Annotated in this window: 22 protein-coding genes; 13 read left to right on the top strand and 9 right to left on the bottom strand. The window is 64.6% G+C overall.

Annotation, left to right across the window (positions count from 1 at the left end; translation table 11 throughout):
- Positions 1-313: 313 nt before the first annotated feature.
- The 3 genes from HIM68_RS14785 to HIM68_RS14775 are packed head-to-tail and all read left to right on the top strand — an operon-like array spanning position 314 to position 2,372.
- Complete coding sequence (locus HIM68_RS14785; protein ID WP_172173474.1) at positions 314-889, top strand: sigma-70 family RNA polymerase sigma factor; 576 nt, start codon at positions 314-316, stop codon at positions 887-889.
- The gene (locus HIM68_RS14780; RefSeq protein ID WP_172173471.1) at positions 886-1,737 is read left to right on the top strand and encodes an anti-sigma factor; all 852 of its coding nucleotides are present in this window, start codon (positions 886-888) and stop codon (positions 1,735-1,737) included. The genes HIM68_RS14785 and HIM68_RS14780 overlap by 4 nt, the downstream gene beginning before the upstream one ends.
- Before the next feature lie 47 nt (positions 1,738-1,784).
- Positions 1,785-2,372, top strand: a complete 588-nt coding sequence (locus tag HIM68_RS14775; RefSeq protein ID WP_172173468.1) for a trans-aconitate 2-methyltransferase — start codon at positions 1,785-1,787, stop codon at positions 2,370-2,372.
- Between the two features lie 37 nt (positions 2,373-2,409).
- Here HIM68_RS14775 and HIM68_RS14770 read toward each other — a convergent pair whose 3' ends face one another.
- Positions 2,410-3,063, bottom strand: coding sequence for a TetR/AcrR family transcriptional regulator C-terminal domain-containing protein (locus tag HIM68_RS14770; protein ID WP_172173465.1), 654 nt, complete (start codon positions 3,061-3,063; stop codon positions 2,410-2,412).
- A 223-nt stretch (positions 3,064-3,286) separates the two neighbouring features.
- Between HIM68_RS14770 and HIM68_RS14765 the strand changes: the two genes are divergently transcribed.
- The 5 genes from HIM68_RS14765 to HIM68_RS14745 all read left to right on the top strand — a co-directional run bounded on the left by HIM68_RS14765 (position 3,287) and on the right by HIM68_RS14745 (position 9,988).
- Positions 3,287-3,775: a hypothetical protein gene (locus tag HIM68_RS14765; protein WP_216657157.1), complete on the top strand. Its 489-nt coding sequence runs from the start codon at positions 3,287-3,289 to the stop codon at positions 3,773-3,775.
- Between the two features lie 11 nt (positions 3,776-3,786).
- Entirely contained in the window at positions 3,787-4,917 is a 1,131-nt protein-coding gene (locus tag HIM68_RS14760; RefSeq protein ID WP_172173462.1) for a serine hydrolase, read from the top strand.
- A gap of 124 nt (positions 4,918-5,041) precedes the next feature.
- Positions 5,042-6,466 carry a sensor histidine kinase gene (locus HIM68_RS14755; protein ID WP_172173460.1) on the top strand — a complete coding sequence of 475 codons (1,425 nt, stop codon included), beginning with the start codon at positions 5,042-5,044 and terminating at the stop codon, positions 6,464-6,466.
- A complete protein-coding gene (locus tag HIM68_RS14750) occupies positions 6,463-7,119 on the top strand; it encodes a response regulator transcription factor (RefSeq protein WP_172173457.1) in 657 nt (218 codons plus the stop codon). The genes HIM68_RS14755 and HIM68_RS14750 overlap by 4 nt, the downstream gene beginning before the upstream one ends.
- Before the next feature lie 190 nt (positions 7,120-7,309).
- Positions 7,310-9,988, top strand: coding sequence for a helix-turn-helix transcriptional regulator (locus HIM68_RS14745; RefSeq protein ID WP_172173454.1), 2,679 nt, complete (start codon positions 7,310-7,312; stop codon positions 9,986-9,988).
- Here the strand turns inward: HIM68_RS14745 and HIM68_RS14740 are convergent.
- The 4 genes from HIM68_RS14740 to HIM68_RS14725 form a co-directional block, all read right to left on the bottom strand.
- A complete protein-coding gene (locus HIM68_RS14740) occupies positions 9,960-10,979 on the bottom strand; it encodes a class C sortase (protein WP_172173451.1) in 1,020 nt (339 codons plus the stop codon). The two genes, HIM68_RS14745 and HIM68_RS14740, sit on opposite strands and share 29 nt — an antisense overlap.
- The gene (locus tag HIM68_RS14735; RefSeq protein WP_172173447.1) at positions 10,976-12,358 is read right to left on the bottom strand and encodes a SpaH/EbpB family LPXTG-anchored major pilin; all 1,383 of its coding nucleotides are present in this window, start codon (positions 12,356-12,358) and stop codon (positions 10,976-10,978) included. The genes HIM68_RS14740 and HIM68_RS14735 overlap by 4 nt, the downstream gene beginning before the upstream one ends.
- Positions 12,359-12,368: 10 nt before the next feature.
- Complete coding sequence (locus HIM68_RS14730; RefSeq protein WP_172173444.1) at positions 12,369-14,732, bottom strand: SpaA isopeptide-forming pilin-related protein; 2,364 nt, start codon at positions 14,730-14,732, stop codon at positions 12,369-12,371.
- A gap of 290 nt (positions 14,733-15,022) precedes the next feature.
- A complete protein-coding gene (locus tag HIM68_RS14725) occupies positions 15,023-15,529 on the bottom strand; it encodes a DinB family protein (RefSeq protein ID WP_172173441.1) in 507 nt (168 codons plus the stop codon).
- Positions 15,530-15,707: 178 nt separating this feature from the next.
- On the opposite strand from HIM68_RS14725, the gene HIM68_RS14720 reads away from it, so the two are divergent.
- Together HIM68_RS14720 and HIM68_RS14715 are read left to right on the top strand one after the other, a co-directional pair.
- A complete protein-coding gene (locus tag HIM68_RS14720) occupies positions 15,708-16,595 on the top strand; it encodes an ABC transporter ATP-binding protein (protein WP_172173438.1) in 888 nt (295 codons plus the stop codon).
- Positions 16,592-17,734 (top strand): ABC transporter permease, encoded by a 1,143-nt coding sequence (locus HIM68_RS14715; protein WP_172173435.1) that lies wholly within the window; start codon positions 16,592-16,594, stop codon positions 17,732-17,734. Before HIM68_RS14720 ends, HIM68_RS14715 begins: the two co-directional genes overlap by 4 nt.
- A 19-nt stretch (positions 17,735-17,753) precedes the next feature.
- Here the strand turns inward: HIM68_RS14715 and HIM68_RS14710 are convergent, their stop codons facing one another.
- From HIM68_RS14710 to HIM68_RS14695, 4 genes are all read right to left on the bottom strand, one after another.
- Positions 17,754-18,359, bottom strand: coding sequence for a response regulator transcription factor (locus tag HIM68_RS14710; protein WP_172173432.1), 606 nt, complete (start codon positions 18,357-18,359; stop codon positions 17,754-17,756).
- Positions 18,337-19,644 carry a histidine kinase gene (locus HIM68_RS19375; protein ID WP_172173429.1) on the bottom strand — a complete coding sequence of 436 codons (1,308 nt, stop codon included), beginning with the start codon at positions 19,642-19,644 and terminating at the stop codon, positions 18,337-18,339. The genes HIM68_RS14710 and HIM68_RS19375 overlap by 23 nt, the downstream gene beginning before the upstream one ends.
- A gap of 100 nt (positions 19,645-19,744) precedes the next feature.
- Positions 19,745-20,611 carry an ABC transporter permease gene (locus HIM68_RS14700; protein WP_172173426.1) on the bottom strand — a complete coding sequence of 289 codons (867 nt, stop codon included), beginning with the start codon at positions 20,609-20,611 and terminating at the stop codon, positions 19,745-19,747.
- 1 nt (position 20,612) lies between these two features.
- The gene (locus tag HIM68_RS14695) at positions 20,613-21,578 is read right to left on the bottom strand and encodes an ABC transporter ATP-binding protein (protein WP_172173423.1); all 966 of its coding nucleotides are present in this window, start codon (positions 21,576-21,578) and stop codon (positions 20,613-20,615) included.
- 294 nt (positions 21,579-21,872) lie between these two features.
- Here HIM68_RS14695 and phoA point away from each other — a divergent pair, with 294 nt between their 5' ends.
- From phoA to HIM68_RS14680, 3 genes are all read left to right on the top strand, one after another.
- Positions 21,873-23,666: an alkaline phosphatase gene (gene phoA / locus HIM68_RS14690; RefSeq protein WP_172173420.1), complete on the top strand. Its 1,794-nt coding sequence runs from the start codon at positions 21,873-21,875 to the stop codon at positions 23,664-23,666.
- 104 nt (positions 23,667-23,770) lie between these two features.
- Complete coding sequence (locus HIM68_RS14685; RefSeq protein ID WP_172173417.1) at positions 23,771-24,346, top strand: GNAT family N-acetyltransferase; 576 nt, start codon at positions 23,771-23,773, stop codon at positions 24,344-24,346.
- A gap of 291 nt (positions 24,347-24,637) precedes the next feature.
- Positions 24,638-25,996 carry an amino acid permease gene (locus HIM68_RS14680; protein ID WP_253903995.1) on the top strand — a complete coding sequence of 453 codons (1,359 nt, stop codon included), beginning with the start codon at positions 24,638-24,640 and terminating at the stop codon, positions 25,994-25,996.
- The last annotated feature ends 37 nt before the right edge of the window (positions 25,997-26,033 follow it).

Raw genomic sequence — 26,033 nt, 5'->3', positions numbered from 1 at the left:
TGATGCCGGACTGGTCTGCGGCGGAGTCAAGACCGCCAACGCCACGGTCTACATGGTCGACGCCGTGATGATGCCCAAGAAGTGACCGGAGGGTCCACAGCGAGAGAACACCACGATGCAGTGGCCGGGAACCGATCAGCAGCAACAGGATCGGCTCCCGGCCGCTTTCGGTTCCTCGCCGGTTCGTGCGGCTTCAGGCGAACGTCGACTGACCGTCTCTGCTGCACACGCTCCCACCACTGCGCCCACCCCGCTCGACTCGCTCACCTGGGAAAGGTGTGATCGGTTTCTGCATGCATGGCATGATTGGGCAATGAGTTCTGATCACCAGCCGGCGGATTCCGCCGATCCCGGCGGTGCCCTGCTGATCCGCATCGCCGAGGGTGACCGGTCCGCATTCGAAGAACTGTTCACCACTCACTCCCGCATCCTCATGGCCGTCATCCTGCGAATCGTCAAGAGCCGAACACTGGCCGAGGAAGTCCTCCAGGACTGCTTCACCGAGGTGTGGACCCGGTGTTCGGGCTTCGACCCGGGGCGCGGCAGCGGACGGGCATGGCTGATCACCCTGTGCCGCAGGCGAGCCATCGACTGTGTGCGCAGCGTCCAGGCTCAACAGGACAGAGACTATGCGGACGGGCTCCGCACTACCGCCGAAGCAAGCGACCAGGTGGAGCAGACCGTCATCGCCCGTGCAGAGTCGGACCGGACCGTCTCGGCTCTGCGGATCCTCCCGGATGAGCAGGCCGAACCGATCGTCATGGCCTTCTACCAAGGCATGACCCACACCCAGATCTCTGAGAATCTCCAGGTGCCCCTGGGTACCATCAAGTCACGGATCAGGGACGGAATGAAGAAGCTGCGAGAAGAGTTGGAGGCAAGCCGATGAGCGCAGATCGTGACTATCTGGCTGCCGGGCTGGCCCTCGGCGGGCTCAGCGACTCAGAACTCACCGAGGCTCAGGCGCTGGCCGATGCCGACGCCGACTTCCGCGCCGAAGTCGCCGCCTATGCCGACGTGATGGCCGACGCGGCCGAATCCGATGAACCGGTCGAGGTCAGCTCGGCGACTCAAGAGACAATTCTGTCGATCCCCGAGAACTACTCCCAGGAGTCGGCACCGGAGACCTCACCCGCTGTCGAGCCTGAGACTTCGTCGGTCGCTGCGGAGGCCTCCGCCGATGAGCCGGCCGCTCCGGCATCGCTCGCCGACCATCGGGAGGCACGCCGGTCCGATGCCCGCGCAGAGGGCGCCGGCGAGTCACAGCCTCGCCGCAGTTCCTGGCTGCCCTGGGCGGCAGCTGCGGCGGCGATCGTCGTCGCCGCAGGACTCGGCGCCACCGTCTGGCAGCAGAATCAGCGACAGAATTCCTTGGAAGAGGACTTGGCGGCGACTCAGCAGCAGCTCGAGGACTCCGCTCGCCTCATGGAAGCCAGTGACCTGAAGACGAGCACCGCAGACATGCCGGAGGGCGGCTCCGTCACCGTGCTCTCCTCCGAGAGCGAGCAGCTCATCCGTCTCAGTCCGAAAGACATCGGGCGGCCACCGGCCGGAAAGTCGATGCAGATGTGGGTCATCGGTGCCGACGGTCCGGAAAGCGCCGGTCTGATGTCGGACGATCCGGTGACCATTGCGGGCGAGACGTTCGCCTCGGGCAGCGTCTTCGGCATCACCGTCGAGCCCGAGGGAGGCTCGAAGCAGCCGACCACGGATCCGATTGTCGCCATCGACCTCTGAGAGCTGTAGGGAGTAGGCTTCCTGGCATCGGCGGCGAAGGAGCTGTTATGTCCGATTTCGAGTGGGATCCGGAGACCTATCTGGCGCTCATGGCCGAGGAGATCCCCGACTACCCGCGTCTGCAGACAGAAGTGGCGGCTGCGGCAGCGACAGGAGCGCCGACGTCGATCCTCGATCTGGGCATCGGCAGCGGGCTGACCGCACAGCGCGTTCTCGAAGCCCTGCCGGAGGCGAAACTGCTGGGCGTCGACGCGAGTTCCGAGATGCTCGCCGCCGCCGAGGCGACCCTTGACCCGGATCGCACGCAGTTGCAGTCGGGTCGCCTGGAAGAACCACTGCCTGACGGGCCGTTCGATCTGGTCATGTCCATGCTCGCCGTCCATCACCTCGACGGCTCCGGCAAGGCCGACCTCTTCGTCCGCGTCGCGTCGGTGCTCGAGCCCGGCGGGAGGTTCGTCCTCGGTGATCTCGTCGTACCCGCCGACCCGGCGGACGTCGTCACGCCGATCGACTGGATCGACGACACCCCCAGTTCGCTCGATGAGCAGCTGACCTGGCTCGCCGAGGCAGGACTGACCACCCACGTGCACTGGCAGCACCGGGATCTGGCCGTCGTCGTCGCTCAGAAGGACTGATCAGTTTTCGCCAGAGCCGGAGCCTGATTCGTCTGATTCAGCGATCGCCCTCAGGCACATCGGCGAATCCCGCAATGAGGACGTCGAGCGCGAAATCGAAGCGAGCGGTTGAGGGTCGACGCGAAGCCGCACCGACCGCCTCAACGAGACGTGGGAAGTCCGCCTCGGAGATTCCCTCGAGATGAGCCGCTTGGCGCAGCTCGCCGCTCATGCCTCCGCCCCGTTCGCCACCTTCGGCTCGCACCGCGCCTCTGCGGGCGGCCTTTCCAACCTCGGCATTGAGCGCGGCATGCATGAGAACGAACTCATGGATGGTGTAGATCATGTCGAGCCCGCGGCGAGCTGAGAACCCGGCGGCGCAGAGGAAGTCGACGAGTGCCTCCAACAGAGCAAGGCTTCCGGTGGTCACCGCCGGGCGGGTCATGACGAGATCGACGAGGTTCGGATGCTCGGACAGAGTGTTCAGCTGCGACCGGGCGTACCCCCTCAGAACGTCGTCCCACGGTGATCCGGCGATTTCGACTGGCGGCACGGAAGTCGATATCTGCTCGACGACGGCGTCAAGCAGCGCACCCTTGTTCGGGAAATGGTGGTAGAGCGCCATCGCCTCGACCTTGAGTTCGGCGCCGATCCTGCGCATCGACACAGAGCCCAGACCTTCTTCGTCGGCGATGGCAATTGCCGTCCTCACGATCGATTCCGGCTTCAGACCAGCGTGCTGGCCTCGCATGCGTGCCGCGCCGGACTCGCTCCGCGGGCCGCTCGAAGCCACACTTGCTGCGCGATCACTTCGCTTCACCATGGCCGTCTCCCCCACGAACTCTCGGGTTTTCCTCCATTGACCTGCTATACAGCGTAAAACAAGCATGAGAATTACATTTTACGCTGTATAACACAGGAGAAAGGGCTCCATCATGAATAGGCAGTACTCCCGTTCGACCTACGTCGCCCTCTGGGTCGGACTCGTCCTCACAGTCGTGGCCATCGTCAGCGCACAGCTGGGCAGGCCGCTCATCGACGAACACATCCGCAGCGGCTACCCATCGATGTCCCAGGATGAGATCACGTCAGGCGTGAACTTCTACGCCGCGTCCTTGACGGTTGTCGGTGTGCTCGGCGTCCTCGGCTGGGTCGCAACGATCTGGCGAGCACATCGCGGCAGCCGTTGGGTCCGGTGGGCGGCCGTGGTCCTCGCTCTCACCGGCACCGCAGTTGCATTGTTCGCCTTCCTCGTCCGGGACATTTCAGGAGACACCGGGCTGCCGCCGCTCATCGGCACGATCGGGCTCCTCCCCTGCGTGGCAGGGCTCGTCGCCGTCGTCCTCATGTTCACACGAACAGCCGCCTCGGCGAACAACGATCCACATCTCCTGAACCGCTCACCACGCGCACGAACAGCCTGAAAGGACGACCCATGACACACCCCATCAGCTCCCAGACTCACACCCGACACGACCTGGCCGAGGCGGTGCTCGAGGTCCACCGGGCAGGCATGCCCGGCATCATCGCCGAGGTGATCGACCACGGAGAGACCGTGCGTGAATGCGCAGGGTTCGCCGAGGTCGCTACGAAGACGCCGATGACGCCCGAGCTCCACCACCGGGCCGGCAGCATCGCAAAGACCTTCACGACGGTGACATTGCTGCGGCTCGTCGAGAAGGGGATCATCGACCTCGATGCTCCGATCGGCCGTTACCTCCCCGCGCTCGTGCCCGGAGCTCGCGGGGAGGCGATCACCGTGCGGATGCTCGCGAACCACACGAGCGGACTCAACGAATACCTACCCGTCATCTATGACTCGCTGCGGGCGTTTCCGAACCTGGCGCAGACGAGCCCGCGCAGCCTCATCGAGCAGCAGTTCACCCGCTTCGACCGACGAGAGCTCATCGGCATCGGAGTCGGAGCTCCTCCCGCAGGCGGACCCGGTGGCCTGCCCGGCAGATACTCGAACACGAACTATCTGCTCCTTGCCGAACTCATCGAGTCGATCACCGGCACATCTGCCGAAGAGCACATCCGCACCGAAGTCATCGAACCCGCCGGTCTCGACGAGACCTACTTTCCGTTCGGGTCCGTGCTGGCGGCTGCGCATACCCATCTGTACGAGTCGTGGTTCGGCATGGCCGATCCGCCGGTCGACCTCACCGACTTCGACATGTCGTGGGTGGGTCCCGCCGCCTCATTGGTGTCGACGACTGCCGATCTCAATCGGTTCTTCGGCCTCCTCATCGACGGTCAGCTGCTTCGACCGGAATCGCTCGAACAGATGCAGAGCACAGTTCCGGTGATCTCGTTCGAGGGCACGACGATCGAATACGGGCTCGGCCTGCACCGACGCGAATCCGACGACGGAACCGTCTGGTGGGGACATGACGGTTCGGTGTGGGGCGGAGGAGCGCTCACATTCACCCGGGCGGACACAGGCAAGCAGGTGACGGTGTTCACCAATCGTCAGCGCTGGAACACTCTCGATGAATTCGGGCGCCCGCAGCCGCATCCGATCGAAGCTGCGTTGGCTCGTGTCGTCACAGGGAGCATGGGCTGATCCGGTTACCGGCAGCCGCCCGGTCCCGCACGCTCAATCCCTCCACCGACTGCCGGAGCCGCGGCATCTGATTTCCCCACTGCGGCGGATACCGGCAGGGCACGGCACTGTCTAAGCTGGAAGGATGACGGAGGACAGGACGAGAGAACCACGGACCTCGGCACGCCTGTCGGCCGCGGCTCGCAAGCCGAACCGGTCCGACCTCTGGCTCGTTGCCGCCCTCACCGTCGGCTCGCTCATCTTCGCCGTCCTCTATGAGGGCAGCGGGTTCTGGGAGTTCAAAGCACCGCTGTGGGTTGTCTGCGTGCTCTCAATCGCAGTCACCGTTCCCCTGCTGTGGCGTCGTCGTTTCCCGAATTTCGTCGCATGGTTAATCACCACGCTCTACGTCACCGCGCAGATCCTGCAGATGATGGAACCCGGTGTCTCTCAGATCGTCCTCTTCACATCGGTCTACGCGATCGGCGCGTTTCGCTACAGTCAACGCGCGGCTTTCATCTCACGCTGTCTGCTGTGCCTGGCCATCCTCATCTATGTCATCGTCTCGGCGGCCCTGCAGTTCCAGGATCTCGGCGACCTGACTTTCGTCCAGTTCGCCGCGGCTACAGGGGTGACTTTCCTGATCAACACGGTCTTCTTCGGCGGCGCGTGGCTCTTCGGCAACCGCGCATGGAAGCAGCGTCGACTGCTCGAGGAGCTCAGTGCGGCCAACGAAGAAGTCCGCGAGCAGGAACAGCAGCTGACCAGGCAAGCCCTTGACCTCGAACGCGTGCGCATCGCGCGGGAACTCCACGATGGAGTCGCCCACCATATCGCCGGGGTCGGCATCCACGCCGCCGCTGCACGTCGCAGCCTCGAGAAGAACCCCGACAAGGCAAAGGAATCGCTCCAGGTTATCGAATCCTCGACCCGCGAGACCGTCGACGAACTCCGAGCCCTCGTCTACACGCTGCGCGAAACGGACTCGCCGGCCGACGTCACCGCCGCCACGGACGTCACAGCCGCGTCCGGTGGCCAAACGGATGAAACACCAGCCGACACCGCCACGGCCGGATCAACGAAAGGCAACCCCGGCCTCGGCGACCTTCCGGAACTCATCGAATCAGCCCGACGATTCGACCAAACTGTCGAGTACACGACGATCGGGGCCCCTCGCCCGCTCACTCCGATCACCGAGATGTCGATCTACCGCGTGATTCAGGAATCCCTGACCAACTGTTCGCGCTACGCGGGCGCCAGCGCCGAGGTGGATGTGCGGCTGCGTTACGGCAGCACCGATCTCGAGGTGGAGGTCAGCGATGCCCGTTCTGCCGGAAGGCCGGCATCAGCAGGACCCGACAGCGTCCAGGCAGACTCCGGACTTCGTTCCACGAGCGAAGGGCTCGGCCTGGGTATCGTCGGCATGCGAGAACGTATGAATGCACTCGGCGGCAGCCTCGAGGCAGGGCCGAAATCCCGCGGCGGCTGGATCGTCCGCGCCCGGATCCCCTACCCTCGCAGCACCGCAGAACGCTCGTCCCCCGTTACTCCAGCGAAGGCATCCACATGATCCGAGTCCTCCTCGTCGACGACCAGTCCATGGTCCGCACCGGCTTTCGCACGATCCTCGAATCCGAAGATGACATCACTGTTGTCGGAGAGGCCGAGAATGGGCAGATCGCCATCGACAAGGCACTTGAGCTCGCCCCGGACGTCATCTGCATGGATGTGCAGATGCCGGTCATGGACGGGCTCGAGGCGACAGAGGAGATCGTCCGCCGCGGGGCAGCCGGAGCCGTTCTCATGCTCACGACCTTCGACCGCGACGACTTCCTCTTCCAGGCTCTGGCCGCAGGGGCCAGCGGGTTCCTTCTCAAAACCGCCGAGGCCGAACAGCTCATCGACGCCGTCACCGCCCTGGCCGCCGGAGACGGCCTGCTCTCCCCCGAGGTCACTCGGCGAGTCATCGAACGCTCTGTGTCCACCCCGGAACCGGCCACCACCACGGCCCCGGAACTCGAGTACCTCACCGACCGGGAGCTCGAGGTGCTGCGGCTGGTGGCGACCGGGGCCAGCAATTCCGAGATCGCCGGGAATCTCTTCGTCGGTGAGGCGACCGTGAAGACGCATGTGTCGAACCTGTTGTCGAAACTGGGAATCCGTGACCGCATCCATGCTGTTATCTGGGCGTACGAGAACGGGGTGGCGAAGATCGGGGGCTGAGGCCATGACCGTGATATCTCACCAGTCGAGACCGCGGCGACGACGGGAGTAATATACTGGCCAGCGGACCGCCTTTCGGCGGTTCGCCGCTCCCCAGATGACCCCACCACTGCATTCACGGTCGACTAGACGCATCACAGCTCATTCCCCCTTGCCTGTGTCACTGCGACGACCGGAAAGGTAGCATCCGATGCACAGCTCGGACAGTTTCGTCCCCGTCGACCCCGCCTACGACCGCCTCGTACATCTCGCGCCCACACGCAGCAGAGAGTCGACCCAGATCCTCGATCTGCTCCGCTCCGGCCGCTCCGTCATCGTGGTCTGTCTGACCGGCGACGGCGCCCTGGATTTCGGACGGTCGCTGGCCGTTGCTCTTGGTCGTCCCGATCAGTCCCTGCTGCGGATCAGTGCCCACACCACCACCGAGGAGGTCACGGAGTTCGTCGACGCCGGCAGGATCGCCGGGGGACCGAGGATCATGAGCGGGGCCCACCTGCTCACGGACGACACCGCGCCGGTGATCGACCAGGCTCTCCACGTCTCTCGAGTACCGGTGGCCTACCTCGTCGATGGTGATCTTCTGCGCACGGTCCATCAGGGCGGCAACAGTGTACTCAGGCAGATCGCCATGAGCTGGAGCGCCGGTGAGGTCGATCGCATCGATCTGGCGCCGCTCACCGGCAGCGAATCCATGGCACTCGTAGCGGGTCTGTCTGCGACGACTCCACTCGATGACCTGCAGCTGCGCACTCTGGCGGCACTGTGCGGGGGCAGGCCATTGGTGGCAGCCGATCTCGTGGCCTGGGCAGAGGAGGACCCGGATCGGGTCCCCCGCCACTACCCGCACGCCAGTTTCGATACTCCATTCTTCGGCACTCGGGTTCTGTCTCGACTCGCTCCGCTGTATCCGCGGATGAGTGACACCACGCTCATCGCCGCACGCCGCCTCGGCGACCTCAGTCCCATGCCCACCCGCACCGCCAAACAGCTCTTCGGGGATTTGGTCATTTCACGCCTCATCGACATGCGTCTGGCCCGAGAATTCGACGTCAGCGGTCAGTCGTCGGTCGCAGTCTCTCCGCTGCACATCGGCGCCATGGGCAATCAGCTCATCGGTGAAGCCGATTCCGCGGACGAGGCGAAGTTCAATCGACGTCTCGCGGTTCTGTGGAAAGCCGGCTATCCGGTCGGTGAAGCCGCGGAGATCGGTCTGGCTCGTGATGTCATCAGTGAGGGCCGCGAGATCGACCGCTCCGATGCAGTGCTCCTGCTCAAGGCAGCGCGGACACTCAACCGCCTCGGCGATCCGATGGAGGCGACGATCATGCTCCACATGATCCAGGACGTGGCCGGGAATGACGCGCCGATGTTGCTCGAATGGGAACTGCAGACGATCACAGCCCGACTGCTGAGCGGCGATCGAGTTGGAGCGATCGCCCTCATCAGAACCAGTGTCGAGCACGGGCCCCTGGGCGGCGAAAGCGAAACGGATCTGTTCGAACTGCTCTTCACGGCTGCCGCGGCACTCGCGGGAGAACCCGAACTTCCTCCATGGTGGACCGATCACCTGCGAGACGAAGTCGATCCGGTCGTTCCGGGTATCGCGAACCTCGTCACTTCGTTCGCCGGCAGCGGGATGACCCGTGTTGAGGACGCTCGCGCGGTCGCCGATTCTCGGTCGGCGCCACTTGCGCTGCGCTTCGCCGCATACGCCGCTCTGTGCCAGTACTATCTCAAGACCGACAACGCCGAGGCGCTCATCGCCGCAGCCGAGGAAGGCTATGAATGCTACGTCGATCTGGGGAGTGTCCAGCCAGAATCTCTCACGGGCTTCACCTACACCATGGCTTGGTTCTTCATGGTCGGAGCGACCGTGAATTGCCTGCTCGCCGGAATCGAGCCTCAGCGTTCCGAGCTCGTCACCCGCAAGCTCCTGGAGGTCGCGAGCGGGGCCTCCGCCCACAGCGGCTGGCAGTTGGATGCGACAGCATCCTGGTGCATCGGCATCCAGCGTCTGCTTGACGGAGAGACCGATCTGGCCGCGCGGGACTATGAGGCCGTCGCGGCATCCGTCACGCCGGCGCTGCTGGCGGTCGGATGGGGCCTGCGCGAGACCCTCGGGCGGTGGCAACGCAGCAGCGCTCCGTACTATCGCCCGACCTCGGCAGATGATCCCGCTCCGACGCGGGGATATCGCTTCCACGAAGGCCTGGCCGCCTTCCTGCTGGGACCCGGGGCGTCGAATCCCGGGCCGATGCCTGCGTGGATGCATACCGTATTCGCTCATGCGCGCGTCCTCGACGGCACCATCACCGCCGCCGAGGCGCGTGCGAGTCTTCCGTACGAATCCGCTGACCTGAAACTGCCCGGACCGCGTGCCGCACGCCGGCATCTCGATGCCTCGGCCGAAGAGGACGCCGAGGCGCTCCTGGCCGCCGGTCTGGAACTGCGGTCCGTCGGCTACCGGGGTGCCGCCCGCCACGCCTTCGCCGAGTCCAGGGCTCTGTTCCTCGCTCAACGTCTCAGTTCCCGCGCACGCGTGGCCGGCGAAGCACTCGACGCGCTGCGACAGCGGGCTGCCACGCCTCCGGAAGATCCGCAGCCACGTGAGGACACCGCGATCTCCGATGCTGCGGCTCCAGCCGTCACCCTGACCGAACGGGAGCTCGAGGTGTGCCGACTCGTCGCCGAGGGACTGACGAATGTGCAGATCAGTCAACGCCTGGTCCTGTCAGTGCGCACTGTCGAGTCACATGTGCTGCAGGCTCGAGCGAAGCTCGGTGCCGAACGGCGCCGCGACATTCCGAAACACTTGCTCAAGCTCCGCGACACCGGCCGGATCAATGCCGTGGGAAGCGCGAAGGCTTAACCCTCGTCGAACGGGACTGAGCGTCCGCCTCGGCGGGGGTATCGGTCTTCGGCCTCTCGCCCTTCGGGCGGACCGGACGGCCTGACCACCAGACGTAGATTCCGGCTGCCACGAGACCCGTACCCATGATGACGATCCACCAAGGGAAGCCGGGCAGGTCGGATTCGGCGAGCCCGGATTCCTGATCTGCGGCCGGGGTCGGGTACACGCGTTCAGCGGTGACGAGGATCCGTTGGGAGTTGATGCCCAAGGGCGTGCAGGTAACTAGCGTAACGAGGTCGCGGTCGGAGATCGTGCCCAGAGATTCGGTTTCGTCCGGGTCGACGACCTGGGTGCGCACCACCTGGTAGCTGAGCACCTGTCCGAACGTCGTCAGGGTGAATCGATCGCCCTTGCCCACCTTGTCGAGGTTGGTGAACATGGTCGCGTCGGCCAGACCTCGGTGGCCGGTGATGACCGAATGGGTGCTGTCCCCGCCGACAGGCAGACTCGTGCCCTCGAGGTGGCCGAGCCCTTTGAGCAGGGTCGCGTCGTCGGTGCCGTGGTAGACGGGCAGGTCCACATCGATGGAGGGGATCCGCAGACGGGTCATCACTCCGGTTCCACCGTCATCGAGCACATCCTCGTACGCCGGGGCACCCTCGGCCGAGGTCCCTTTCCCCGAAGGCAGACGGTGGTTCGACTCCAGCTGCGCACCGGACTCGAGGGCATGGTTGTACTTGTGGGCGAGCGCGATCTGACGGGCGTTTTCGACTTTGTCACCCTCGGTCGTCGTCGCCGAGTTGCCGATGATCTTCGACTGATCGAGCTGGGAGAACCACGCTGCCGCACTCGGGTAGGTCCAGATGCCCAGTCCGGTCAGAGCGATGAGCGCGATGACGAGGGAGAGAATCGGCACGCGCCAGCGGCGCCCGTCGGGGGACGGACGCCGCGTGGACGTGCCCGGCACGGCAGCCTCGGTGGACTGCCTGCCCTCAGGTGAGTGGATCACACCTGGTTCTTGCGGCGGTTGGCTGCGACGACGCCTGCACCGCCGGCGATGAGCATGAGGCCGATTCCGGCAATCATCGCGAGCAGCTTGCCGTCAGCACCGGTCAGCGGCAGTTCGGGGTGGCCCTGCTGGGAGTTGGCGAACTCGTACTTGACGGCTGCGGTGGTGGCGCCGGCCTTCACGGTCACCTCGTTGAGGGAGTCATCGAGGATGTAGCCGGTCGGAGCCTTCGTCTCCTTGACCCAGTACTTCTGCGTGGTGTCATCGTTGTTGCCGACCCACAGTGTGATCGTTGCAGTGCCGTCAGCCGCGGTCTTGACCGAGGCGACCTTGTTCTGTCCGTTCTTGTCGGAGAAGATGTCGAACTCGGCTCCGGCAAGGGTGTGCGCCTTGTCGCCGGCGACGTGCTTGATGATCTGCAGCGAGCCCCAATTCGTGCTCACGGCCGGGGTCTCGACAGTCGAATCGTTGGTGTTGACGAGCGCAGTGTTCTCGATGGTGCCGTCACCCTGAGAGGTGACCTTCGTGGTGATGGTGGAAACGACCTTCTGACCGGCAGTGAGCTTGCCGAGTCCGACCTTGGTGAAGTTGATCGTCACGGTCTGACCGTCCCTGACGATGTTGTAGTCGGTGCCTTCGGTGAAACCGGCCACTTTGGCAGATACGAATTCCAGGCGCGAGTCGAGCTGGTCGACGATCGAGAACTTTTTGTAGCCGTTGTACGCGGCCGGGACCGGCGCGGTGATCGTCCAGTCGACGGTCGAACCGATGACGGGCGCAGTCGGGTTGGAGACTTCCTTCGTCGGCTGCGTCTTGTTCACCGAGTTCTTCGGGTAGACGTTGACGTCATAGAGCCATTTGCCGCTCGACTGCGACAGCGGCAGCGTGACGAGGAATGGATCCGTGGTCGAGGTCGCGTTCGTCGGAGCCTTGGTCTCTTCCACGAGGTAGAGACCGAGCGGCAGACCTTCGAAGGTCGCGAGTCCGCCGTTTGCGGTGGTCTTCGCGACGCCGTTGCCCAGCGAGAATCCGCCGGCCTTGACTTCGGAGGCCTTGAGCCCGCTGATGAGGTCCCAGCCTTCAGGGGTCTTCAGGTCGATGGCCTGGCTGCCCTTGGCCGTGACCTGCTTGACAGTGAACTCGGCGCCGTCGAGTGGGGTGCCGAGGTTCGAGGTGTCGGTCTTCACCGAGCCGTCGCCACCGTCGGTGCCGTAGGCGCCGTCGTACTTGTGAACGATGATCGAGCCGGAGCGACCGGTGTCGATGTTGCCCACGTTGCTGTCGGCCTGCGCCGTGCCCGTCATGCCGAGCACGCTCAGCGAGGCGATCGCGGCCACCGCGGTCAGACGCCGCAGAAGACCCAGTTTCTTAGTTTTCATTGTTTCCCTTTCAGTGCTTCCGGTCCCTGCGGCGCAGGCCCTTGAGAAGTGCGATGGCACCGGCGGCTGCGAGCAGAGCTGCTCCGCCGATGAGGTAGATCTGGCTTCCGGTTCCACCCGTGAGCGGCAGCGCCACCCGGGGCTTCTGCTCGTTGGTGTACGACCCGAGCGATTTGTCGAGTTCGGATCCGGAGACCGTGAACGTGTGAGGCGTGGCGTCGAGGATGTATCCGGCCGGGGCTTTCTTCTCCGTCAGCGAGTAGTCGCCCCATCTGAGGCCGGTGACCGAGAGCTTGCCCGTTGCCGGGTCCTTGTCGGCTCCGGTGCATTCCCTCGCCGAGGAGGCTGCGCAGTCCTCGATCGTGAGCTCGGACCCGTCCGGTCCGGTCAGGGTCCACACCGAACCCTTGAGAGCGGTGCCGGATTCGTCGGTCTTGCCCCAGGTCACGGCACCGGTCTTCGCGGTGTTCGTGACGGTGCAGGTGACATCGTCGCCGGACTTCAAGGTCACCGAGCTCTTATCGGAGGTGACTGTTCCGGAGCCGGAGGACGGCTTGCACACCCAGTCGGAGGCTTCGTAGCCCTTCAGAGCGCCGGTTTCGGAGAGAGCGTACTTGCCCGCCTTCACCTTTGCCTTGGTCACTTCGATCGATCCTGTCTTGCCTTCGATCGTCTTGTTGCCCGAGGCGGCATCGCCCGCGGCTTTGAGCGTCCAGTCGGTGTCCTTGGCAGTGCCGGCGGCGGCCTTGTTGTCGACCTTCTTCACTAGGGTCAGTGCGGTGTCGCTGACCTTGTTGAGGTAGGTGCAGTCGACGTTGTCGCCGGGCTTGATTCCCGTGAGGTCGGTGCTCTTCTCGCTCGTGAGCTTCGTCGTGGTCTTGGACCCGTCGATTCGAGTGATGTCGCAGCTGCCGCTCTTGAACTCAAACCCGTCCTGCTGGGTCTCCGAGATCGCCACGGTAGCCCGGCCGGTGGTCTTCGAGAACTTCAGCCCCCATTTCGCATTGCCGTTCGCGTCGGTCTTCTGCGTGGCTGCCGTCGGGGCCGAGGTCACCGAGTCGGTTGTGGCCGTCGCTTTCGCGCCAACTGTCCAGTCCTTGCCCGGCTTCTTGTTCTCACCGTTCTCGTCGACGACGTCCTTGTGGATGGAGACGTTGGCAGTCAGCGGAGCATTGGTAATCGTGCAGACCACGGCGTCACCGGTGGTGGGAATGGTCACCGTGCCCGAGGTTCCGGTACCGGAGGAACCCGAAAGTGCCTTGCCGTCGACGGCGCACGAGTAGGTGCTGGCGTAGTTGCCCAGGTCGGCACCTGTGGCAGCGGATTCGGAGAAGACAATCTCGGCGCCGCGCTTGGCGGGCAGTGGTCCGACGATCTCGTCCTGGATCCCGGTCTGAGTCCCAGTGGTTGTGGTGGCACCGAGTTCCGTGCTGCCCTGCTTAAGGGAGAGACCGAACTGATCGCTCGATTTCGCACGCCCGCCCTGCACGTCCTTCTGAACAGTGATGGTCGCCGGCGAGGAGCACGACGCGAGGTCGGTGCTCGACCAAGATCCGCTGGCAAACGACTGTTTGTTCGACCAGTTGGGCATGTCGTAGCTCGTGATGGTGTCGCCGGTACCGAGATACGCCTTGCCGGCGGCGTCGAAGGACACGCCATTGACATTGGAGTTCGTCGTGAAGCCCGCGGACTTCGACGAGGAGATGGTGCCGCCGTTTGCCTTCGCCAAGTTGGCCGAAGTCACTGAGAAGACGGTTGTTGTGGTTCCAGATCCCCTGACGATGAAGAGGTTTCCGTTGGTATCGAAGGCGATGTCACCGTTGGCCGCGCCACCGGAGTCGGCACTCGTATCGATGGTGCCTTTGTAGGTGATGGCATTGGTCGAGGCGTCGTAGACATAGAGCCTGAATGACGTGCCGCTGCTGGTGTAGCCGCCGAAGTAGTACCGTCCAGTGGAGAGATCAACCGCCCCGCCGATGAAACCGATTCCGCTTACGGTCACTGATTTGCCCGTTGACGCCCACTTGCCCGTGCTCGAGTTGAACCTGTAGACGGTAAGGCCCGTTTCCGAACCCAACCAGTTGAAGTTGCGCTCATAGGCATAGACTGCAGAACCGTCCGTTCCAATGCCCAGTCCGTTGAAGTTGCTGACGCCACTTGCAGCATCGCCAACATTCTTTGGCGATCCGCCAGAGATTTCACGCATCTGCCCCGCCTGTGACACCGAATAGACGACGCCCGGCTCGCAGGTGATCGAAACGGGTGCCGCCTGGGCCGGGGCGGCCGGCAGCACAATGGCGCCGCCGGCAGCAACCATGAGCACAGCTGTGAGTGCAGCCCACCAGGCGCGCACGCGCAGACCTAACAGGGTCATACATTCCTCATTTCGAAGTCGAGCAAGATGTTCAGCTCGCTTCGAATCCCTGACCGCGCACGACTAAGTGCGATCAAGTTCGGGGATGGGCAGAGAGGAGCTGGTCGAACCCCTCCAAGCTATGGAATTGCAGACTCAACTACATTGCTCAGACCCCGCTCTTCAGCAATAGACAGGTAGTCCGAGGCCACCTGAGTAGTTTCGGTTTCGACTACTCAGTAGTTCGACTTTCAATTACTGAAGCATCTGCCCGGCCACCGGAACACGGGCTGATGACTCGCAAAGAGCAGTCAGTCGCCGACGCTGCGGTCGATCATCTCGCGCACGATGTCCGCGTGTCCCGCGTGCCGGCTGGTCTCCAGGATCACGTGCAGGTACACCCACCGCAACGTCAACTTTCCGCCCGGCGGTACGTAGTCGAGGCTGTGCTGGGCGGCGATCTCTCGGGAGCGGTCGCACTCCTCCAGGTAGGCACCGATGACATCGTGCAGCTTCTCGTCCGGCTCCAGCCGCAGGTCGGCCTCCTGGTCTGCGTCGGTCCACGGCGGTGTAGGCAGTTCCGCGGCGGGGATCTGCCCGATCTGCTCAGCGAACGCTCCCAACTCCACCCAACGCAGGTGTTTGATCAAGCCGCCGAGGCTGGTGCCGCTCGGCACTGGGCTGCGCCGAGCATCCTCCTCCGACAGGCCGCTGACTTTGCGCACGACGGCGTCGCGCAGATAATCCAGGAACGTCTCAAGCTGCTCGCGCTCGCTGGCGGCGACTACGCTGCCGAGGATCTCACTCGGTCTCGTCATGGGCTGAATGATACTCGCGTACCGAACCACGCAACAGGGGATATTCGGAGTCCTCGCAAGCGCCGACCGACCCCGCTTGCACCCTCGATCGCGAAGAGCCGCGATCCCCCTCACGCAGGGTACCGAATTCACCCTCAAGACTGATCCGCTCAGGCCGGTCTCCGCATAGCGTTGAAGCATGATCACCTTGGAGAACATCAACCGCAGCTTCGGAGACAAGCAGGTGCTGCACGACCTCAGCTTCGACATCGGCGACGGCCGGATGACAGGCTTCGTCGGTTCGAACGGCTCCGGCAAGACCACGACCATGCGGATCATCCTCGGCGTCCTTGCCGCCGATTCCGGGCGCATCCTCGTCGACGGCACCCCTATCACCGCCGGCCACCGCAGCGCGATCGGCTACATGCCCGAGGAACGCGGCCTCTACCCCAAGATGCCGATTATCGATCAGCTGGTCTACCTCGCCCGTTTCCACGGTTTCACCCGCCATGCGGCGAAGAAGCGCGGGCTCGACCTCCTCGAACAGCTCGAGCTCAAGGGCGAGCCCACCGACACCCTCGAATCAGTCAGCCTCGGCAATCAGCAGAAGGTACAGATCGCCGCGGCTCTCATTCACGACCCGCAGGCACTCGTCCTCGACGAACCGTTCTCCGGCCTCGACCCCGTAGCCGTCGAACGCACCCTGGGCGTCCTCACCGACTTTGCCTCCTCCGGCGCTCCGGTCCTCTTCTCCAGTCACCAGCTCGACCTCGTCGAACGTCTCGTCGACGACCTCGTCATCATCAATGACGGCCGCCTCGTCGCAGCTGGCACCACCGCGGAACTGCGCCGGCAGCGCAGCCTGCCCGAGTGGACGCTGCAGACGGATGCGGACCTCGGCTGGGTGCGTGGTCTGCCCGATATCTCCGTCGTCGAACTCGACGGAAATTGGGCCCGGTTCACAGCCCCGAACGCCGATACTGCCGAGGCGGTTCTGCGCAAAGCGCTCACCGTCTCATCGGTGTCGTCCTTCGCTCCGCATGAAGTCGCCCTCAACCGTCTCTTCCAGGAGGTCACGCAGGCATGAGCACCACCGATACGACCACCGCAGCCGACAGCACCCGCAAGGCTCCAGTCAGCACGAACCGAGCCGGATTCACCACCGCGATCGGGCTCGTCATCGAACGCGAGATCATGGTGCGAATCAAGTCGAAGGCGTTCATGGTTTCGACGATCCTGAGCATCGTCCTCTTCGGCGTCCTCGTCGGGGTCTCCGGGGCGCTCCCCTCTTTGTTCTCCTCCACGGACAAGGTGGCGGTCACCTCGGCGGGGGCGAAAGCCGTCGAGGGAATCGACAATATCGAGACCGTCGAAGTCGCTGACGTCGACGAGGCAAAAGCCCTGATCACCTCCGAGGAGGTCGAATCCGCCGTCGTCGAATCCCAGGATTCGCCGACCGGGGTCGCAGTGATGTCCCTGCGCTCGGCGCCGGAATCACTCATCGGGGCACTCAGCCTCACCCCCGAGGTCGAACTCCTCGATCCCGACGCCCCCGACCCAGCGCTCACCTACTTCATCGGGCTCGGCCTCGGCCTGGTGTTCTTCATGGCGGCGATGACGTTCGGGAACACGATCGCTTCGTCAGTGGTGGAGGAGAAGCAGTCGCGGATCGTGGAGATCCTGCTCGCGTCCACCTCGGCGCGGGTGCTCATGTTCGGCAAGGTCATCGCGTGCACGATCCTCGCTTTCGCACAGATCGGACTCACCGCGATTGCGGTCCTCGCGGGCGCTGCCATCAGCGGAAACGACCTGGTGCTGGGCAAGGTCGCCGAACCGATCGCCTGGTTCGTCCCGCTCTTCATCGTCGGCTTCGTCATGGTCGCCGCCCTCTACGCGGCCGCGGCATCGATGGTCTCTCGCACCGAGGACCTGCCGTCGACGAGCACGCCGATCATGATGCTCATATTCCTCCCCTACATGGGCGTCATCATCTTCTCGTCGAACGAAACGGTCATGGCGGTGCTGTCCTACATTCCGTTCTCCGCGGCGGTGGCAGTGCCGATGCGAGTCTTCCTCGGCACCATCGAATGGTGGGAGCCGCTGGTGTCCCTGTTCATCCTCATCGTCACCACGCTGCTCGCGCTGCTGCTGGCCACGCGGATCTTCGAACGCTCGATCCTGAAGTCGGGACCGAAGCTGACCTGGGGACAGGCGCTGCGGCGGTGACAGCCTGACTGGCTGAGCGCTACAGCCAACCGTTCTCCGCGGCGATCCGCGCGGCATCGGCACGGTTGCGGGCGTTCGTCTTCCCGATCGCCGAGGACAGTCGATTCCGCACGGTGCCGGCAGACAGATAGAGCTGAGCGGCCACCTCGTCGACGCTCGCCCCGTCCGCGGCCGCGCGCAGAACATCGGTCTCCCGCGCGGTCAGCGGTGACGCCCCGTGCATCGTCGATTCGACGACGAGTTCGGGGTCGATGACCGACATCCCGGCCATGACCCGGCGGATCCCCTCGGCGAGGTGATCGACCGGAGCGTCCTTGACCATGAACCCGCTGACCCCGGCGTCCAGGGCACGTTTGACCCAACCGGGCCGCCCGTAGGTCGTGACGATGATGACCTTGACCTCGGGAAACTTGTCCTTGAGCGTGGCAGCGACTGAAAGCCCATCGGGTTCGGGCATGTCCACATCGAGCAGCGCCACATCCGGCCGCGTCGCGGTGATCGCCGGCACGACCTCGGAGCCGCGGGCACACTGGGCGACGACCTCGAAGTCGGATTCCATGCCGAGCAGGGCAGCGAGCGCCTCACGGACCATGGTCTGATCGTCAGCGATGAGCAGCGTCGTCACCGGCCCCACCCCTCTCTGCGCCTAGTCCATCGCCCGCGTCGAGTTCGCCGCCACCTGCGTCCCCGCGGGGACGCGCGAGGTCCGCATCCGCTCCTTCGACGATGAGTTCGAAACTTTCGTCGGTCTGCTGCGTTCGCAGACTCCCACCGAGTGCGCGTGCCCGACTCCGCAGTCCCTGCAGTCCCGATCCGGCACCCACCTCGCCGAGGTTGAGCTCCGTGACCGGGTGCGCGGGGTCATCGCGGCGACCGTTGTCGTTGCTGATGGTCAATCGATTCCTCTCGAGAACGATGGTGGCCCGTCGGGCTCGGGCATGCCGGAGGATGTTCGTACTGCCTTCACGCAGACTCCAGGCGAAGAGTTCTCGCAGCCGTGGGTCGACGACATCGACCGAGGTAGGAGCCTCGACCGTGATGTCGGCGGCGCGCAGCGCACGAGTCGCCTCGACGAGCTCCTCGGCCAGGGAGATCGTCCGTGTCCCCTGCACTGTGGTCCGGACATCGGCCAGCGCACCACGGGCGAGTTCTTCGATCTCGGCGATATGCCGAGCCGCATCAGGCGAGCCGGCCGCTTCGAGCTTCGCCGCCAGCTGCGCCTTGAGCGCGATGACGGTGAGCGAATGTCCGAGCACATCATGAACGACTTGGGACACGCGCAAGCGTTCGGCCTCCCGCTCGAGTCGCCGGTTCTCCTCTTCTGCCGCCCGTGCCGCGCGGGCTCGGTCGCCGGCCATGAGCGCCATGACCATGGCGAACCCGGAGATCGAGATCCCGAAGGTGGACGACCAATCGTGAGTCCATCCGGGGACGAGACGTTGGGCCGCCTCGGCGACGATGAGCGTCGATGCCGCAATGATGAGGCCAGGTATCACCCGCCGAATCGAGACGACGGAGAGGACGGAGATATAGGCGAGGAATGCCAGCGCCTGCTCACCGACGATGGGAACGGCCACCGCAGTGATGACGATCATTGCAATGATCGAAGCATTGACGATGATGAGCGCCCGGCGGGTACGGCGGGCGTGGGGATCGCGCATCGTGCGGGCGAAGGTGCCGAGACCGACCCCGCCGGCGATCATTCCGCCGTAGAAGATGACGGCGAATGCGGCGGTGAGGCTCACGCCCCAGATCCGCTGTGCTCCGCCGAGCTGGAACGATGCGCTCAGGGGATAGACGAGAAAGACGAGCCAGAAGAACGGAAAGAACCAACTCATGAAGTTGAGCGAACGCAGCCCGACGGGCGAGGACTCTGCCCTCGCCTCGCCGGAGGTGTCGTGCGTGGTCACTGTGGTCCTTCCTCGGTCACTGTGCGCTGGCCGTCATGCTGGTCGTCGTGTTCGCGTCGTTCACTTATGCGGTGTCGTGGCCCGTTCGCGACCATTGGCCTCACACTCGTGCGGTATCTCGGCGCAGGGCCCAGGCCGAACCTGCCACGAAGATCCCCAGCCACACGATCGCGCTGACGATCGCCCAATGATCGTAACCCCCGCCAAGCGGTGCGCGGGCGATTTCGCCGACCCCGTACGCCGGGGTGAAGCGGGCGATCGTCTGCAGGGTGTCGGGCCAGATCTCGAGTGGAACGAAGAGTCCGCCGATGAGCGAGAGGATGCCGAGGACCATGCTGGCCACCTGGATCGCGTTTTCGGCCGGCAACAGGTATCCGAGCATGACACCGAAAGCGGCGAAGACACCGGAGGCGAGGATGACGAGGAGACCGGAGGCGATGAGTGTGCCCAGTGGTGCGTGGACACCGGTGACGGCGGCAAGGACGAAGACGACGATGACGGACACCGCGCCGAGAGCCATGGACACGATCACTTTGATGAGGATGTAGGCCGCCGGATGCAACGGCGTCAGTGCGAGCTGCCGGCTCCACCCGAGCGCGCGTTCGATGGCGACCTGCGCACCACCCGTGGTCGTAGCGATCATCGCCCCATACGTGGCCAAGGAGACCGAGATGTAGAGCGCGGCGTCCGTGCTGCCGAGCATCTCGCCCTTGTTCGTCAGGCCGAAGATGAGGTAGAAGACCGCGGGCATGATCATCGTGAAGATCAATGTGCGCCGGTTGCGCAGCTTCCGCAGCAGTTCGAGGCGCAGCAGGGTGACTGAGAATCCGCCGAGGCGGGGCACCCGTCGGTTCTCCAGCGAGGTGAGGAACGTCGCCGAGGCGGCGGTGCGGGTTTCGGTGTCAGTGAGCGAGTCAGTGTGGGCTGCGGATTCGGGGTGGGCAGCGGTGTCGGGGCGAACGGACATTTCAGGCTCCTTTCGAGGTAAGGCTGATGAAGGCGTCTTCAAGCGAATGGGAGGTGATCTCGAGGTCGGTGCACGCGTTCTCGAAGAGCATCTTCGCGGCTGCATCCGAGTCTGTGGTGCGCATCTTCAGACGTTTGGCAGCGACGTCGATGGATTCGACACCGGCCAATCCGCCGAGGCGGTCGAGCAGGTCATTGACGCCCGATTCGGTGGTGTCGTCGGTCATCGGCAGGGTTGCGCTCACGGTCTTCGCGGCGGTCATGCCGCGGATCTCGTGGGCGGGTCCGTCGGCGACGACCCGGCCGTCTGCGACGAGGACGACGCGGTCGGCGAATTCATCGGCCTCTTCGAGGTAGTGGGTGGCGAAGAGGATTGTCTTGCCGGTCAGTGCGTCGGCGCGCATCTGGTGCCAGAAGTCGCGGCGGCCGGTGACGTCCATTCCGGTGGTCGGTTCGTCGAGGACGATGAGGGCGGGGTCCGGCAGCAGGGCCATGGCGAAGCGCAGGCGCTGCTTCTGCCCGCCGGAGCATTTCTTCACCACCGAATCGGCGATGTCGGTGATCCCGGCGCGTTCGAGGACGAGGTCCGTGTCGAGGGAGGAGGCGAAGATCGCCGAGGTGTAGTCGACGGTTTCGCGGACGGTGAGGTCATCGAGCAGTCCACCGGTCTGCATCACCGAACTGACGAGCCCGAGCGCGACCGCTCGCCGAGGCGGCATCCCGAAGATCTCGACAGAGCCGTCATCTGGTCGGCTGAGTCCGAGGAGCATGTCGATCGTCGTTGTCTTACCAGCCCCGTTGGGTCCGAGGAAGGCGACGACTTCGCCGGGGCGAATGTCGAGGTTGAGGCCGTCGACGGCTGTCAATTCGCCGAAGCTCTTGGTCAGGCGGTTCAGGCTGACAGCTGCAGGGGTCGCGGCGGATGTCCGGGTCGGAGGGGCTGTGTGAGTCGCTGTCTGTGAAGTCATGTCCACAGACTAGAAATCGGAGCAGGTGTGTACAGATGCCATTTGTCACCGAGGCGGGGGTGCCATTTGTCATCGGTTCGCAGAACTAATGCGGAGACGCAGAGACCGAACTGCGAGTTAACTCAGGCTTCACGTTCCCTCCACTCGCCTTGTGTGAATGCTGAGTAGGTTGGAGGCCGTCTGCTCGCACACGACGCTCACGCACTCGTCCGAGCCCTGCCTCCGGCACCGCTCGAATCGTTACGACGCCTCCTCTTCGGTGAGCGCCTGTGCACCTCAACGAAAGGACTGCACATGGCCAGGACAACCCTGCGACTCGCCGCGGCAACCGGCGCGCTCAGCCTCGCACTCTTCGGATTCGCAAGTCCCGCCTCGGCGGCAGGAATCGACGAACCCGGCGGAGCCCGCCAACTCGACGGCGACAACACCGACGCCATCCGCGACGCGGTCGAGGACTCCGGCGCGAAGAACGTCATCCTCCTCATCGGCGACGGCATGGGCGATTCGGAGATCACCGCCGCCCGCAACTATGCGAAGGGCGCCCATGGTCGCTTCGACGGCCTCGACGAACTGCCGCTGACCGGGCAGTACACGACCTACGCGGTGGACAGAGACTCCGGCAAGCCGGACTATGTCACTGACTCCGCGGCCAGCGCCACCGGGTGGTCATCAGGCACGAAGACCTACAACGGCGCTCTCGGCGTCGACCGGACAGGCAAACCGCACAAGACTCTCATCGAGATGGCCCGCGCCAAGGGCATGAAGACCGGCGACGTCTCGACCGCGGAGATCCAGGACGCGACTCCGGCCGCGCAGCTCGCCCACATCAGCCAGCGCGGCTGCTACGGCCCCGAGGAGACTGCCAAGGACTGCGCGGGCGAGACTCTGGAAAACGGCGGTCTCGGCTCGATCAGCGAGCAGATCCTCAATGCTCGTGCCGATGTCACCCTCGGCGGCGGTTCGGCGTCCTTCGAGCAGAAGGCCACCGCCGGCGATTGGAAGGACAAGACGCTGCGTGAGCAGGCGGAGGAACGCGGCTACCAGCTCGTCGACGACTCCGACTCACTCGACTCCGTCACCGAGGCGAACCAGGATGCACCGGTGCTCGGTCTCTTCACAGAGGGCAATTTCCCCGTTCGCTGGGAGGGACCGAAGGCCACGCACGGAGGTGGCACCGAACCGGCCGTGAAGTGCAAGAACAACCCGGAGCGCACCTCGGACGTGCCGAAGCTCGACCAGCTGACGAACAAGGCTGTCGATCTGCTCGACAATGACAAGGGCTTCTTCCTCCAGGTCGAGGGGGCGAGCATCGACAAGCAGGATCACGCGGCCAACCCGTGCGGTCAGATCGGTGAGACCGTCGACCTCGACGAGGCGGTCAAGGCCGCCCTCGACTTTGCGAAGGAAGACGGCGAAACTCTCGTCATCACCACCGCCGATCACGCTCACACCAGCCAGATCGTCAGTGCCGGTTCGGACACCCCGGGTCTCACCCGGACCCTGACCACCGCCGACGGCTCGGAGATGACGATGAATTACGCGACCGCTGACGAAGAGGAGTCACAGGGCCACACCGGCACGCAGCTGCGTATCGCGGCCTACGGACCGGGCGCGGCCAATGTCGTCGGGCTGACCGACCAGACCGACATGCACTATACGATCGCCGACGGTCTGGGACTCGACCCCGACGCCGAAGTGCCCGGCGACCCGGGCGACGACGCGAACAGCAATGACGACTCGGCCGGTTCCGACGACTCGGCCGGTTCCGACGATGCCGCGGGATCGTCCGATGCCGGTGGCACTGACGGTGCGGCAGGTACCGAAGACTCGAACGCATCCGAGGACGCCAACGGCTCCTCCGATTCCGCTGGCGGCGGCGCCGGTGCCAATGGCGGCTCCGAAGGCGGCGAAGGCAATGCCTCGACCGGCGGAGGAGACGAAGGTCCGGGACTGGCCGGAGGTGGCGGCGGAACCCTGCCGCGCACCGGAGTCGAGATTGGTGCCGCGATCTTCTTCGGCGTGGCCGCGATCATCGGCGGATCGGCTCTGATCCGCATGGCCAAGCGCCGCGGAATCCTCCCCGCCTGACACCAGCCCGACCACAGCCCGACCGCGAACGGTGCCGGACTCTTCCCAGCGAAGCGTCCGGCATCGTTCGTCGTCTCCTCAGGTCGACCTGGCAGAGTGGGCCCATGGAACCCATCGAACTTCCGCTGACCACCGACCGACTGCGGCTGCGCACCTATGTCGAATCCGACGCCGAGGATCAGCTGCGGATATTCTCCCGCGAGGACGTCTCCCAGTTCCTCCTCGAAGATCCCTGGACCGCCGAGGTGGCCCGGACCAAGGTCTCAGAACGCATGCAGCGCACGGGGCTCGAGACCGAATCCCGTGCCCTGGCCCTGGTCATCGAGACGGCCGACGGTCTCGATTCTCTTGACGGTTCGCACGTCATCGGCGACATCGCTATCTGGCTCGACAACGACAGTGAGCAGAAGGCCGAGATCGGCTGGATCCTCGATCCGGCCGCCAGTGGCCACGGGTTCGCCACCGAGGCGGCCATCGCGGTCCTCAATGTCGCCTTCGACCACTACGGCCTCCACCGGGTGTTCGCGCAGATGGATTCCCGGAACACCGCCTCGGCGAATCTGGCTCGCAGGATCGGGATGCGGGAGGAAGCGCACCTGCGCAAGGACTGGTGGTCGAAAGGCGAATGGACCGACACCCTCATCTTCGGGATGCTCTCCAGCGATCGGCAGACAGCCTGACTGTTCCGTTCCAGACGCCGGTCCGACCCGATTTTCTGAGATCTCGGACTCTTTGTGCCAGCTTCCGTATTCGCCCGCCGCCTCGGTGTGAGAATCTGAGGTGGCCGTGGAGCCGGGTCCGCCGATCACATGGGCACGCAGCCACGGTCAGTCGAGAGAAGAGGACAGCAGACACCGATGGCTCCAGCCGACAAGGACCGCAACGAGGCGCTCCCCAGCGACGCAAACGCTGACGGACATGAAGAGAACGCCGGCCTGAAAAGAGGCCTGACCGCCCGACACATTCGCTTCATGGCCCTCGGTTCCGCCATCGGCACCGGCCTCTTCATGGGATCTTCGGAGTCGATCCAAGCCGCAGGACCGGCAGTGCTGCTCGCTTATATCATCGGCGGTGCCGCCGTCTTCATGGTCATGCGCGCCCTTGGCGAACTCGTCGTCCGCCACCCCGTCTCCGGCTCCTTCGGCCAGTATGCCTCCCGCTACATCCACCCCTTCGCAGGCTTCCTCGTCGGCTGGACCTTCGCCTTCGAGATGGTTCTCGTCGCCGTCTTCGACGCCACCGCAATCGGCGTGTACATGGGCTTCTGGTTCCCGGGCGTCCCCCGCTGGATCTGGGTGCTCGCCGTCGTCTTCTTCATCGCCGCGATCAACATGATCGGCGTCAAGGTCTTCGGTGAACTCGAATTCTGGTTCGCACTCATCAAGATCGTTGCGATCATCGCCCTCATCGCCGCCGGAGTAGCCATCATCATCTTCGGCTTCGGCATCGCCGACCACGACCAGATGGGCCCGCAGGCTCTGTTCGACCACGGCGGCTTCTTCCCCAACGGATTCTGGGGTCTGCTCTCATCGTTCACCATCGTGATGTTCGCCTTCGGCGGCATCGAGATCATCGGCGTCACAGCGGGAGAGGCGCAGAATCCGAAGCAGGTGCTGCCGGCCGCCATCAACTCGGTGCCGGTGCGCATCCTCCTCTTCTACGTCCTCACCCTCGGCGTGATCATGTGCATCCTGCCGTGGAACCAGATCACCTCCGAGATCAGCCCCTTCGTCGCGATCTTCGACTCCGTCGGCTTCAGTGCAGCGGCCGCCATCCTCCAGGTCGTCCTCATCACGGCGGCCCTGTCGGCCATCAACGCCGACATCTTCGGCGCCGGCAGGATGCTCCACGGCCTCGCCGAACAGGGGCAGGCTCCGCGGTCCTTCGCCCGCACCTCACCGGGCGGCGTGCCCGTGATGACCGTGGTCACGATGATCGTCGCGCTACTCGCAGGCGTCGTCCTCAACTACCTCTACCCTGATCAGGCCCTGTTCCTCCTCGGAGCGCTGGCCACCTTCGCCACGGTGCTCGTGTGGCTGATCATCCTCGCTTCCCATATCCGGATGAAGAAGGCGATCGCCGAGGAGGCTCGCCTTCCCAGCGAATTCCCCATGCCGCTGTGGCCGGTGGGATCGTGGATCACCGTCGCGTTCATCGTCTTCGTCGTCGTCATGGTCGGCATAGTCCCCGACTCACGACCGGCTCTGTGGGTCGGTCTGCTGTGGGTCGTCGCGCTGTGGCTGTGCTATTTCGCCTTCGTCCGCGGTCGCGGCCGTCGGCCGTACGCGCTCACCGATCGCACCGAACCCATAGGGTCCGGAAAGAACTGACGACCCTGCTCGCAACTTTCCGCGCTGTCGCCACGCC

Source organism: Brevibacterium sp. CT2-23B (assembly GCF_013168765.1).
Classification (GTDB): domain Bacteria; phylum Actinomycetota; class Actinomycetes; order Actinomycetales; family Brevibacteriaceae; genus Brevibacterium; species Brevibacterium sediminis.
Note: the sequence above shows the minus strand (reverse complement) of the source record. Positions and strands in the feature narration are given on the sequence as shown.